The following is a 12307-nucleotide window of genomic DNA, read 5'->3' on the forward strand; positions in this document are numbered from 1 at the left end:
CTAACCTTGAAATCATTCAGGCCGGTGGGACTGCCCTCCAGACGGGCATGCCCGTCTTCCGTTCAGCCCAACCGGCCAAGGTGGTTGTCGGCACCGGCCAAGATGGTTGTCGCTGAACAGGCGGTGCCCCCATTCGGGTCGCGCATTGCTGGGCGCATGCAAGGCGCAAACTGAAGGAAGTCTTCGACCGCGATGACTCCGAGATCGCTGCTGAGGGGCTGCGCCGCATCGCCGAGTTCTACGCCGTCGAGGCCGACATCCGCGGTGTCTCGCCCGGCCAGCGCCTCTCGGCCCGCCAAGCCCGCACCGCACCGCTGGTGGCCGCCTTCGGCGGCTGGCTGCAGGCGCAACGTCGAAAGATCTCCACCAAATCCCGGTTGGGCGAAAAACTCACCTATATCCATAACCACTGGGAAGGGCTGCAAGCCTTCCTGACCGACGGGCGCATCGAGATCGACTCCAACAGGGTCGAAAATCTGATCCGCCCCATCACCCTCAATCGCAAGAATGCGCTCTTCGCAGGTCACGACGAAGGCGGCGTTGCCTGGGGCCGCATCGCCTCGTTGATCGAGACCTGCAAGATCAACGGCATTGAGCCCTTTGCCTATCTGAAGGCCACCCTCACGGCGATCGCCACCGGCCATCCACAAAGCCGCCTCGATGACCTGCTACCGTGGAACTTCAAGCCGTCAAGCTAAGTCGACAGTGGGGGCCAGCGACCGCTTACGTATGACCGTCTTGCCCAAGTTGGATTTGTCCACCCGCGGCCGATCTTTCGGCCAGGGGCTTGCAGATCACGAGCGGAACGGCCCCCATGGAGCGAAGGGGCGTGAGGGAGCGGTGGTCAAATCCATCCTGTAAAGGGGCACCTTTCCCTCGCGCTTCCGTGGCGGCGAAGCCGCCGCCAACAGCCGCCACCAGGCGGCGTCTGCGCGAAACGCACAAGGATCATGTGGCGCGGCTTGCCCGCGCTGCAAGGTAAGGCGAAGCCTCGGGCGGGCGGACCTGGCGGCGCAGCTGTCAGGTCCGCCCGCCGGATATTCTCCCTGCACGCCAGAGTAGAGGGGCAGAGCAGGGCAGGGCAAAGGGGGAGGTCAGCAACGACCCAAAAAACCCTTCGCCGCCCCGGCTGTGTGTTTGGTCTATCAGCATGGGCGATCCGATCCGGGCGGCGCGACGTCTGCCGCGCTGCTCCGCTTCGGCTAAACTGACGCACGGGATGAACTGATCGTCGGGGACCTCGCGGACTTCAAATCTCATAGCGCAATCCCCGGTTTGAGGCTCCCGCAGCTGTTCAGCCGGCCGCGCGCCTCGGCGCAATCCATGCAGATGCACGTCTCCGTTGCCCCGACGAGGACAGGCGCGAGGTAGACCCAGAGGTTGGTCCTGCCGCATGTGCGGCAGGACAGGTCCGGCAGGGGGATGGCGGCATTCATGCCGCCGCCCGTTCGTCTTCAACGCGCTGCCGCTTGGTCAGCAGATCGGCGGCTTTCTGGGCCTCGCTGGCAGCTTTGAAGATCAGCCGCTTGTCGTCGTTCAACGCCCGCAACCAGCTTTTCAGGTATGCGCCCGATTGTTCAAAATCCGGGGTCAGGCCAAGCTGGGCGCAGACCATGCAGTTGCCGATTTCCGCAATCAGTTCCTCGAACGCATACGCCTTGCGGTCGGTGAAGCGCGAGAAGCGATCTAGGCGGCTGACATGACCAGTCGCGTGAATCTGCTCATGAGCAAGGGTCCCGTAAAATCCGGCTGCGTCGTGGAAGGTGGCAATGGGCGGCATGTGAACAAAGTCCTCTGCCGGATTGTAGAACGCGCGCGGGTCGTCGCTGGTGCGGATCTCTATACCGGTTGAAGCAAAAAAAGCGTCTAGCGTCGGGTCTGCCTCGGTCCCAAGGTCACGCGCGGCCTCGGCAGGCGTGCCATAATATTCCGGGGCCAGCCCCTCGATCTGCTCGGCGTTGAACACGCTGTAGGATTTGAGATAGGGGATGCGGCGATCCTCGCCGGTGGCCTCATCTTCACGCTCAAACTTGCCGTATTTGACAACGGTGGCGCATTTGTCGCCCTTGCGCACCTGCCCGCCTGCTTCTTTGGCTTGGCGATAGGTGAACCAGAACGGGGAACGATAGCCCCTGGCGTCAGCGGCCAGCCACAACATCAGGACATTGATGCCGGAATAGGGTTCGCCGTTGCTGCGCAGGGGGAAGGGTGCGCCGCCCTTGTCACCGGTCCAGGGCTTGCGCCATGCCGGGGTGCCGGACTCGATGCTGGCAATGATGCTGTCGGTGACGTGCTGATAAAGATCGAACGCTTTGGCCATGTGGCTTCCTTCTCTTGCGACGGTCCCGCCCGGTCTCTGCGCCGTGCTTGGGTGCCCAAATGGGCGGGGTTTCTGGCGAGGAAGCGCGAAGCGCGCGCCTCTCCTGAAACCTTGCCTCCCGGCGAGGGCAGGGGGGGACCGCCGCAATGGGAAAATCAAACGGACAAGGGGGTGGTGCGGACCGCAGCGCAAAGCGCGAGGACACGGCCCCGCAGGATGTGCAGTGTTTTCCTGTTGCGGTGGGGGGCTTGCGGCCCCCTGACGGACGCGCCTCGGCGCGGCCCGGGCAACGGCAGGGGGCGTTTGGCTTGTCCAAATCCCCCCTGCATCGCGATCGCCGCGCCCGCGCGGGGATCTCAGTATTTTTCAGGAGAAGGGGCGTTGTTCTGCGACATCGGCTGTCACATGGCACCCGGTTGCCCACAGGCTGACACTCGATCCCTGTGGTCTCGCTTACAGCCTGCTCTGGTCCCGCGCCTTCACTCCCAAGGTCGTTTCAGCGCGCGACTGGACAACCAGGTGCCCGCCTTGCGTCAGCGGTCCCGCCCGTCAGGGACGAGATGGGCAGGGCAGGGCGCCCAGGACCGGTGTGCGGGGGGATGGCTTGGGACAAGACATTCAACCGTGCAGCGCAGCCGGGCGCTTCGCCCTGACCCGCTCGAGCGGAGGCCGGCACAGCCGGCCGGAACCGGGGGCGCGGCCCGAAGGGGACGCCCGGGCAAGCTACAGAAATAGAGCAGACACTTGCATCAGAAGGCCCAGACCCGCGAGAATGAAAAAAGCTGTCCAGAAGCCTCCTCCCGTGTTTCGCTCCTTGTCCGAGCTATCCGGGATGGTCTCCCACGGACCCAGACATGCATGGCAGACCGTTGCACAACCATACCGCATCGAGAGCACTGCATCTTCATATCGAACACCTTTGTTCAATGGCGTCTGATGACAGGCCAAGCCAACGCTTGCCTAGGTATATCCTTGAGCGGTATATATAGAGATACCCTTAAAGGATAGACCCATGACCATGCTTATCAAGGGCGACGAGATTGATGAACTCGTTGCAAAATATTGCGCGCTGACTTGGGTCAAGAACAAGAGCGAAGCAGTGCGGCAGGCACTTGCCGCGCAAATTGCCGCCCTCGCTGCAAAGGAGAGCCTTGCTGACCGCGTCGCCGCGATCCAGAGGCGCGCAGCGGCATCTGGCATTTTGGCTGATGGCCGTGATGACAAGGCATTCATGGACGGCATGTGGGGGGAAGACTGATGTTCATCGACGCAAGCGCGCTGGTTGCGGTGCTGAAGAACGAACCTGACGCGCCTGCCTTGATGGAGGCGATGGAGGCGGCGCGGGGCAAGCTGCGGGTCTCGCCCATCGTGCGCCTGGAGGCCACGCTGGCCATTGCCAGAACGCGCAGGGACTTGCGCAGCGCAGGCCCGGCGACGGCTGAAGACGTTCAGATTGCGAATGATCTGGTCGACGACCTACTCGACGCAATCCAGGCACAGGAAATGATGATCTCCTCCAGCATGGGCCGCGCCGCAGTCGAGGCGCTTGCCACCTACGGCAAGCTCGTCGGGCATCCAGCGTAGTTGAATATGGGCGATGCTCTTTCCTATGCCTGCGCGAAGTCGCATCATGTTCCCCTGCTCTACATGGGGGATGACTTTGCGCGGACGGACTTGGCTTGACGGAAAGTCAGCTGTCGCGAAGAGGTGTCAGGGAGGTGGTGCCCGCGCCAGCACTTGATCCCGGACGCCCGAAGGCCACGGATTTTGAGTCCGATATGTCTACCGCTCCACCACGCAGGCTCCTGTGGTGCGCCCGGAGGGATTCGAACCCCCGACCAAGCCGTTATGAGCGGCCTGCTCTAACCGCTGAGCTACAGGCGCGTGTGACATTCATAGCAAAGGCAGAGCGCCGGAAAAGGGCAAAAGGTCAGTTTGCTCCGCAGCATTTCTTGTACTTCCGCCCTGATCCGCAGAAACAAGGGTCATTGCGCCCTGCTGTCTGGCTTCTGACAGGCCCTCCGGGAAGATTCGCCGGAAATGGAAGCGCCCCTCCCGGAGCCTCAAAGGGGAGCGATTTGGTGAAGCGGTTCATCTCGAGCACAAGGCCCGGGATGATCTCAGAGGCATCCTCGATCAGCTTTGCCGCCATTACATCGTCAAGATCGCCCTTTCCCGTCCCCGCCAAGGGTATTTCGAGCATGAATGAGAAGGCTGCAATCGCCTCCTGATCGTCGCTCTCACTCAGGCGCCTCCAACTGGACGGCTGAAGCCGCACCGCACGGACAAACCCCTCTACCCAATCGGCAACGATGACCTGACCGCTGTGCCGGTCTTCATCCATAACCGGGCCATAGGAGGCGGGCACGGTCAGCATCCGGGCCACGCGGTTGTAGTGCCCCATCATGAGGTCGAGAAGCGCCTGCATGTCTGCCAGGCTGTCGAAAGTCGGCTCACCCGTCCCGCCCCAGACTTCCTTGAGCCAGCGGCTTGGCGGGATCATGTCCGGGCAGACCAGGAGACCCGCGAAAAAGCCATCAAGCTCCGACAGAAACATGATGTCGTCATTGGTCTCCGCCGCTTTGAGAAGCGCGTCATCAAGGCGCTTGAGCTCCGCCTGTTTGTGCCAGCCGCTCATGACGCGTAGCCCCGCTTGCGTTTCGCGGCCATCAAAGCCGATAGGGCATCCACTGCGCGCCCTTCGTCCGGATGGTGTTCGACACGCAGCTTTCCGGGGCTGCCAATTCGACCCCACTCCCGAATGAGGCTGGCGCGCCCAAAAAGATCACGCTGCACAGCCATAAGATAAAAACGATGCATATTGCGTGAGGGGTCTTTCCGACGCAGGTAAGCGCGATCAGGAAATACTTCGAGTTGGCCCGTTTCGTCACACATCGACACCAGCCTCCGGATCATCTTAAAAATACAATATCAAGAGCAGCAAAAGGCAGGAAGCGCATCGTGTAGATTTTTTGCCGGGGCGTCACGACTGAGGCGCAGCGTAGCCGCCCGAACAAAAGTCGGTCTTCGTCTGAGAACCAGGGCAACCCGGGCTATGCCTGAATTTTGGGTGACTACCCCTGGGCAGCCATCAGTCATCGGTTTCTTGACGTGCGGTGTCAGCGCTCCAGTTTTCAACCCGCAAGCCGCGCACGCGCGTAAACTCTCCCGTATTGCCCGTGACGAGGATTGCCCCGGTCGCAGAGGCATGTGCCGCGATCAGCAGATCGTTTGGACCGATGGGCCTGCCCGCAGCCTCAAGCTCGGCGCGAATGTTCCCATATTCGGTGTCGGCAGGAACATCGAACGCCAGGATCTGCACACTTTCAAGGATCGCCTCGACATGCCCAAGAAGCTTAGCCGATCCCTTCTTCGCGCAGCCGTATCGAAGCTCGGCGGCAGTAATGATGCTGACGCAGATCGCATCAGAGCCGACCTCGGCGATCCTCTTTGCCGCAGGACCACCGGGATTGCGCAGCAGATCAGAGATTACGTTCGTGTCCAGCATGTAGAGGATCACAGATCAATGTTCCTTGCTGGAAGCAGCGTTCCGTCCACATCAGGAAACTGATCCTCTGGCCCGAGCGGGTCCAGCCGGGCCAACACCTCCAGAATGTTTTTCCGGCGAACCGGGGCGATGATCAGCCGATCACCGTCCCGGTAGATATTCACCCGATCCCCGGGCATTTCGAAGTCAGCTGGGATGCGGACAGCCTGGCTTTTGTTGTTGCGAAAGAGCTTAACCTCGCGGGGCTCTGATAGTGGCTGCAGTTGCGACATGGTTGCCTCCGTGATGAGTGTATATGCGAGAACATATACATCAGTTGGCGGACGTTTTCAATCTTTCGCCAAGGCAAATTTCCGCCAGCGCCACTTCAAACAAGGTGGCTCTGGCCAGACCACCTCATAAGGTCCTTTGCTGTGAAGTTTATTCAGCAGCCTGTGAACCAGTCGTTGGCTCAATTCCAGCACGCAGGTTGCATAACTACAGTTATTGCGATTTTGACATGTAGAACCGAAGTAGAATTGTCGCGAACTGGCAAAGTTGATTTGTCGCCTCTGCCCTGACCGATGACGCTCTGTGTCATCAGGTATCGGGCCACGAGGGACAGCGGTATGGGACTTGTTCTGATGAGTGAGCGTGAGCTTCAGCAGATTGAGGTTTTGGCGCAGGTTTTGGACGGTAGCCTGCGCACGGCCCGTGCGGCCCGTGTGCTGGACCTTAGCCAGCGCCAGGTGCAGCGACTGGTGAACAAGGTGCGGGACGAAGGCGCCATGGCCGTGCGCCACAAGCTGCGTGGCCGTCCCTCCAACAACCGCATTAGCGATCTGAAGCGCGACTATGTCCTATCGCTAGTCCGAAGCGACTACCCCGATTTCGGACCGACGCTGGCGGCCGAGACACTGGGCGAGCGGCATGGCATCGGGGTCTCGCCGGAGACGCTGCGCAAGTGGATGATCGCGGACGGGCTCTGGCGAAGCCGGGCGCAGCAGCGCCGGGTGCATCAGCCCCGTTTGCGTCGGGAGGCCTTGGGCGAGCTGATCCAGATCGACGGCTCCGAGCACCGCTGGTTTGAGGACCGCGGCCCCGTCTGCACACTGCTGGTGTTCATCGACGATGCCACTGGCGCACTCATGCATCTGCGCTTCGTGCGCTCGGAGTCAACCGAGAGCTACTTCGCCGCCCTTGCCGATTACCTGCACAAGCACGGCCTGCCCGTGGCCTTCTACTCTGACAAGCACAGCGTCTTTCGGGTGAACAAGGCCGAGGCCCGCAGCGGGCACGGCATGACGCAGTTTGGGCGCGCCCTGAGCGAGCTGAACATCGAGATCCTCTGCGCGAACAGTAGCCAGGCCAAAGGCCGGGTAGAGCGCGCCAATCGGACGCTGCAGGACCGGCTGATCAAGGAGTTGCGGCTGGCCGGGATCAGCGACATAGAGGCGGGCAACGCCTTCTTGACCTGCTTCATCGCGCGGCACAATCTGCGCTTTGCCCATCCCCCTGCCCGGCCCGACAACCTCCATCGGCCCCTCAATCTGCCCGCGTCGCGCCTGGCCGAGATCCTCTGCGTTCGCGACCAGCGGCAGGTCGGAGCGAGCCTCGTGGTGCATTACGAGCGCCGGAAGTTCATTCTCGATGACAGCGAGCATGCGCGCAGTGCGATCGGCCGATATGTCGAGACCTACGCCTATGCAGACCGGCCTTTCGAGATCCGATGGAAGGGTATCGCGCTACCCTATCGCATCTTCGATCCTGTGCAGCAGCGCGTTACCCATGCCGCCGTGACCGAGAACAAACGCCTAAGCGAGGTTTTGGCCCATGTAATGGCCGGGCAGGAAGTTGCCCCGCCGAAGGTCGGACCAGTTGGCAAACAGCGCAGCCGCTACGCGCTGAAGGGGAACGCGCATCGCGGCAGAAAGGGATGGGTCGAAAAGCGCGCCGAGCGTCGCGCGGCGGACGCTCTCGTCATGCCCTCACCGCCAGCAGAATGACCGTGTCAGTGTGGAGATAAACTATCGGTAGTGGCACTTGCAATCGCCGCCACCGCCGGCCCCGTCCCTACGGCCCTTGATGGAGAGAGCGGGCCGGGGCCGGCTCAGCGCCTATCCGCACCGGCAGCGACATTTCTAAATGGCGCAACACGCGACGTTTTAACTTGGTGACAACATGACATGACAACGAAAGGGTGGACCCCTATCTTCGGCGCGGTCGATGAGCATTTTGGCAAGACAAACGGCCCTGCTCAACCCTCGATAACTGCGCTGGCTCGTACTGGCGCTGTGTATCTGACAACCCCGGAGCAAGGGTTCGCTCCGGGGCTGTCAACAAAAAGAAACTCTTGATTAGGAACGCACCTATAAGGCGATTTACCGAACTATAGTTCCCGTGGGATTTTGGCTTGCTGGTCGCTTTGTTCCAGAAGCCATGCCTCGATCTTGGACTTCGGCGCCCCGAAGAGCATTAGATTATCGAGTTCCTGAAGGTAGGCTGCAGCGTTCTTGACAGGCTTGGGCCGCTTTCCCGGATCGGCCCGCCAGAGCCATGCCACACGGCTCTCCTTGTCCAGTTCAGCTATCAGCATCGCGCGCTTGTCCATGTAGTTCACTGCACCTGAGTGGAGTTTCAATTGTTCAGACATGCGCCCGTCGACGATCCAGCACCACTTGACCAAAAAACTAAGGAAAAAAGATAGCAGAATTTTGGCGCGGTTGACTGCGCTCAGCTTTTCCCATTCAGCCGCGCCAAGAGCAGCTTTGAGGCCCTGAACGTCGGGACCTGCTTTGCCTCCACCTTCACAGGGTCGCCATTTCTGGGGTCCCGGCTCATCCTGTGTTTCCGGACCTTGCTCGCAAAGCTCCCAAACCCCCGGAACTCAACCCTCTTGCCCTGCGCGAGACTGTCGGTGATTTGGTTCAGGATCGACTCTACGGCAGCTTCGACCACCAGCGGCGACAGATGCGGGTGTGTCTTGGCAAGCTTCCGGGCCAGCTCGGAACGGATCATCGGGCCTTCCCTTTTCGACAATAAGCCCACTGTAACGCTTGCCGCCAGATTTCAGATGCCAGGCCGATGACCAAAATCCTCGCTCGTTCCCCTCGCTTGATCGCCGGTCGGTACTTTGTGCGAGAGCTATGCGGGATTTTGGGTGACGCGGCCTGATCAAGCGGCGCGGCTTTCGTTGGCGTCCTGCTCGGCGACACCGTCAGTGAACTTGACGCCTTCGACGACGAGAGGCAACTGGTTTGCGCCCTTCAGTCGTCGCCATTTCTTCGCTGCGGCCTGAACCAGCTTGAACACCATCAGCTTCGCTGTCTTCTGAGACAACGCGCCTTTGGTTCGGACGGTGCGATGGCGGACGGTCGCGAAGACGCTCTCGATCGGGTTGGACGTGCGCAGGTGGTCCCAGTGAGCGGCCGGGAAGTCGTAGAAGGCCAGCAGTGCCTCTCGATCCTTGGTCAGGCAGGCGACGGCTTTCTCGTATTTCACGCCATACTTCTCGACGAAGGTATTGACGGCGGTCTCTGCCGCCGCGCGGGTCGCGGCTTGCCAGATCTCCCGCAGGTCAGTCTTCACCGCCGGGTGCATCGACTTCGGAAGCTTGTTCAGGACGTTGGACACCTTGTGGGTCCAACAGCGTTGGTGGCGCGTGTCGGGGAAGATCTCATCCAGCGCCTTCCAGAAGCCAAGGGCACCATCTCCGACCGCGAGATCCGGTGGCGCCGAGAGGCCGCGGGCCCTGAGGTCGACCAGCAGTTCATGCCAGCTCTGCGCGCTCTCGCGGACCCCAACCTGGAACCCCAGCAGCTCCTTCTTCCCTTCCGGCGTCGCCCCGATGATCACCAGCATGCACTCGGCCTGCGGCTCCATCCGGGCCTGCAGATACACGCCGTCGGCCCAGACATAGACGTAGCGCCGGGCCGAGAGGTTTCGGCGTTGCCAGCGGTCATGTTCTGCTTGCCACTCGCCCGTGAGCCGCGAGATCGCTCCTGGCGACAGGTTGGGCGCATCCGGACCGACCAGCGCGCTCAGAGCCTCCTGGAAGTCTCCAGTCGAGACGCCGCGCAAGTAGAGGACCGGAAGCAGAGCATCAAGGCTAGGCGAACGGCGCGCCCACTTCGGAAGAATGCGCGAATTGAACCGGATCTTGTCCTCCGGCGGCGCATCAGCTGCCCGGTCGCGCACCTTCTGTCTCTGCACCGGGATAGGGCCGATCCCGGTCTGGATGTTCCGCTCAGGGCCGGTGCCGTGGTGGACAACGCGCTGCCTGCCATCGGGCAGGCGCTCCTCAGCAAACTGCGCGACAAAACTCGCGGCCTCAGCCCTGAGTGCCGCTGCCAGCATCTGCCGGGCGCCGTCGCGTGCAATCTCGGTGAGTGGATCAACGACAGATCCGGGCTGGTGAAGCGGGGTGATCGTGATATCATCTTCCAAGGCGTATCGCTCCTTCGGGAGGTTCTGGCAGGCTTTGACACCCACCACGATACGCCGCCTTCTCAGACCCCATCACCCAAAATCGGCCATAGCTCTTTGTGCGAGAAGCGTAGGTTTTACACACGAAAAGGCCCCGGCATCATCGCGATCCCGAGGCCCCTTTACCCTGACGCGGGCTGCACACTTGCTCGTGCTGTGACTGCCCCCGGATCGCGCCGTGACAGTCTGTGCCGCGCCCCCAGATGGACAGGGCCGCGCCGTGACGGGGTTTTTGGCCATGTCAGCCGGGCACTCACCGTCTAATCCCAAATGCTTCACGGGCAGATGATCCGCAGGGCGCATCCTGGCCGTTTTCCGTCAGTCCTGCAGTCGATAAAGGCTAGCGCGTCAGTGACGCCACTGTCATCCAACTCTGCGGCCTTTACCACTGCAAGCGCTTTGATCATGAGGGGTCGCTGCAGCCGGAGGATATGGGCGATGTCAGTTTGAAGGCGGCGGGACAAGCACTGCTTGATGACGTGCGGTTCCGCAAAAGGCGACCCCAGGGAGCGAAACACCGATCAGATAGAGGTAAGGCCGCAGGAACTTGTGATGTAGCTGAAGGCGTTTATGGCAATGCGGTGCCAGAATTGTGACCGCTTGAGAGCGGTCATTTTCCGCTAGATCAGCACTGGAGACCGGCGTGGCAAAAGACAATCTCGATGGTGCTCATAGCAGCCAAGGAACAGCAGCTCCGACCCGTTTCACCATTCAGGAATGGAAGGCGATCCTGCTTCGGGTCAAAAGTGAAATTGCGACAGATCATATTTCGGTCGTTTCTGCAGGGATCGCCTTTTACGCTCTGCTCTCCATATTTCCCGCGATTGCAGCACTTATCTCGATTGCGGGACTGGTCCTTGATCCGGCCGACGTCGCCAGCCAGCTCGAAACGGCCGTCGCCATGCTGCCGGAGAGTGCCGGAGCGGTTCTGCAGGAACAGGTCATGAAAGTTACCGGGGGTGATGAGACCGGAACCGGCGTGGTCGCCCTCTTCGGCATTGTCATTGCCCTCTATGGCGCGATGAAGGGTGTCCTGACACTGATGGAAGGCCTGAACATTGCCTATGATGAGGAGGAGACACGGGGACTGGTCAAGCAATACTTGACCGCATTCTTCATCACCATCTGCGCCATCGTTGGTCTTGCGGCTGGCATCGCGGTCCTGATCGTGCTTCCAGCTGTCGTCGCATTCATGCCGTTTCCGCCGGTCGTCGAAACTGTGGCAAACTGGCTGAAATGGCCGCTCATGGGCGTATTGACCATGCTGGCCCTGGCAGGGATGTATCGGTTCGGACCCTCACGGGCCGATCCGAAATGGCGGTGGGTCAGTGTGGGCGCAGTTGTCGCGACACTTTTGTGGGTGCTGGGAACGGGCGCGTTCTCACTCTACGTGCAGAATCTCGACGACTATACGGAAACCTACGGTGCCCTCGGCGGTGTTATCATCTTGCTGACGTGGATGTGGCTTTCGGCCTTCATCGTCCTCAGCGGCGCCGAATTGAATGCGGAGATCGAACAGCAGACTTCGGAAGATACCACCACCGGCGCGCCAGTGCCTATGGGCGAGCGCGATGCGGTCAAGGCAGATACCCCTCCTCCAGGAATGCCGGGGCAGTCGTCAGGGGATAAGCCGTCGGGACGCCCGGACGTCGGCACTGCAGATGCGGCCCGAGGCACGTCATCCACATCGCCGGGATCCGACCTTACTCTGGCTGTGATCTTGGCAGGCACTAGTGCTTGGAAACTTCTGCAGAGGGGACGGAAAGGCGATAAGGCGTCAGGTAAGTAGCCATGTGCACAACCGATTGTACGCATGGGGCCGAGTGCCTAGTAGAGTGGCATGGTAGGTGCCAGCACATGCGCGGGCCGGGCGATGGATGCGACCGAGGTACCATCGTCCAGCATCAGCGTATCCCGCACATGCACGACCGAAGGGGTCATTCCTGTCCCTGTCATCAGGACACGCATGTGCCCCGACGCCCGTCCCGCCGCGTGCACGTCCGCGGCGGGACGGG

Annotated in this window: 12 protein-coding genes, 2 tRNA genes and 1 pseudogene; 5 read left to right on the top strand and 10 right to left on the bottom strand. The window is 61.2% G+C overall.

The genetic code is table 11. The features are described 5' to 3' along the window. Positions 1-119 precede the first annotated feature (119 nt). A pseudogene (tnpC, locus tag FA743_RS19210) lies at positions 120-698 on the top strand (IS66 family transposase); the annotation flags it as partial. A 734-nt stretch (positions 699-1432) separates the two neighbouring features. Here the strand turns inward: tnpC and FA743_RS19215 are convergent. Beyond that, on the bottom strand, positions 1433-2320 hold the full coding sequence (locus tag FA743_RS19215) for an ArdC family protein (protein WP_136887686.1): 888 nt from the start codon (positions 2318-2320) through the stop codon (positions 1433-1435). 1012 nt (positions 2321-3332) lie between these two features. Here FA743_RS19215 and FA743_RS19220 point away from each other — a divergent pair. Beyond that, on the top strand, positions 3333-3578 hold the full coding sequence (locus tag FA743_RS19220; protein ID WP_136887687.1) for a type II toxin-antitoxin system VapB family antitoxin: 246 nt from the start codon (positions 3333-3335) through the stop codon (positions 3576-3578). Beyond that, positions 3578-3904, top strand: coding sequence for a PIN domain-containing protein (locus FA743_RS19225; RefSeq protein ID WP_211242337.1), 327 nt, complete (start codon positions 3578-3580; stop codon positions 3902-3904). The genes FA743_RS19220 and FA743_RS19225 overlap by 1 nt, the downstream gene beginning before the upstream one ends. A 135-nt stretch (positions 3905-4039) precedes the next feature. Here the strand turns inward: FA743_RS19225 and FA743_RS19230 are convergent. From FA743_RS19230 to FA743_RS19255, 6 genes are all read right to left on the bottom strand, one after another. After that, a tRNA-Leu gene (locus FA743_RS19230) sits at positions 4040-4123 on the bottom strand. Positions 4124-4128: 5 nt separating this feature from the next. Further along, a tRNA-Ile gene (locus tag FA743_RS19235) sits at positions 4129-4204 on the bottom strand. 46 nt (positions 4205-4250) lie between these two features. Next, on the bottom strand, positions 4251-4958 hold the full coding sequence (locus FA743_RS19240; RefSeq protein ID WP_136887694.1) for a UPF0149 family protein: 708 nt from the start codon (positions 4956-4958) through the stop codon (positions 4251-4253). Further along, positions 4955-5215 (bottom strand): WGR domain-containing protein, encoded by a 261-nt coding sequence (locus tag FA743_RS19245; protein WP_136887688.1) that lies wholly within the window; start codon positions 5213-5215, stop codon positions 4955-4957. Before FA743_RS19245 ends, FA743_RS19240 begins: the two co-directional genes overlap by 4 nt. Positions 5216-5411: 196 nt before the next feature. Continuing rightward, on the bottom strand, positions 5412-5840 hold the full coding sequence (locus FA743_RS19250; protein ID WP_211242338.1) for a type II toxin-antitoxin system VapC family toxin: 429 nt from the start codon (positions 5838-5840) through the stop codon (positions 5412-5414). Beyond that, positions 5837-6100: an antitoxin gene (locus FA743_RS19255; RefSeq protein WP_136887690.1), complete on the bottom strand. Its 264-nt coding sequence runs from the start codon at positions 6098-6100 to the stop codon at positions 5837-5839. The genes FA743_RS19250 and FA743_RS19255 overlap by 4 nt, the downstream gene beginning before the upstream one ends. Before the next feature lie 336 nt (positions 6101-6436). Between FA743_RS19255 and FA743_RS19260 the strand changes: the two genes are divergently transcribed. Then, positions 6437-7813, top strand: a complete 1377-nt coding sequence (locus tag FA743_RS19260) for an ISNCY family transposase (protein WP_136887691.1) — start codon at positions 6437-6439, stop codon at positions 7811-7813. A gap of 383 nt (positions 7814-8196) precedes the next feature. Here FA743_RS19260 and FA743_RS19265 read toward each other — a convergent pair whose 3' ends face one another. The 3 genes from FA743_RS19265 to FA743_RS19275 form a co-directional block, all read right to left on the bottom strand. Next, positions 8197-8418, bottom strand: coding sequence for a hypothetical protein (locus FA743_RS19265; RefSeq protein ID WP_136887692.1), 222 nt, complete (start codon positions 8416-8418; stop codon positions 8197-8199). Positions 8419-8540: 122 nt separating this feature from the next. Then, positions 8541-8825: an HU family DNA-binding protein gene (locus FA743_RS19270; RefSeq protein ID WP_136887693.1), complete on the bottom strand. Its 285-nt coding sequence runs from the start codon at positions 8823-8825 to the stop codon at positions 8541-8543. 156 nt (positions 8826-8981) lie between these two features. Continuing rightward, positions 8982-10253 carry an IS256 family transposase gene (locus FA743_RS19275; protein ID WP_135312179.1) on the bottom strand — a complete coding sequence of 424 codons (1272 nt, stop codon included), beginning with the start codon at positions 10251-10253 and terminating at the stop codon, positions 8982-8984. 682 nt (positions 10254-10935) lie between these two features. On the opposite strand from FA743_RS19275, the gene FA743_RS19280 reads away from it, so the two are divergent. Continuing rightward, on the top strand, positions 10936-12081 hold the full coding sequence (locus tag FA743_RS19280; RefSeq protein ID WP_246055064.1) for a YihY/virulence factor BrkB family protein: 1146 nt from the start codon (positions 10936-10938) through the stop codon (positions 12079-12081). Positions 12082-12307 lie beyond the last annotated feature (226 nt).

This window comes from Paracoccus gahaiensis (assembly GCF_005048225.1).
Classification (GTDB): domain Bacteria; phylum Pseudomonadota; class Alphaproteobacteria; order Rhodobacterales; family Rhodobacteraceae; genus Paracoccus; species Paracoccus gahaiensis.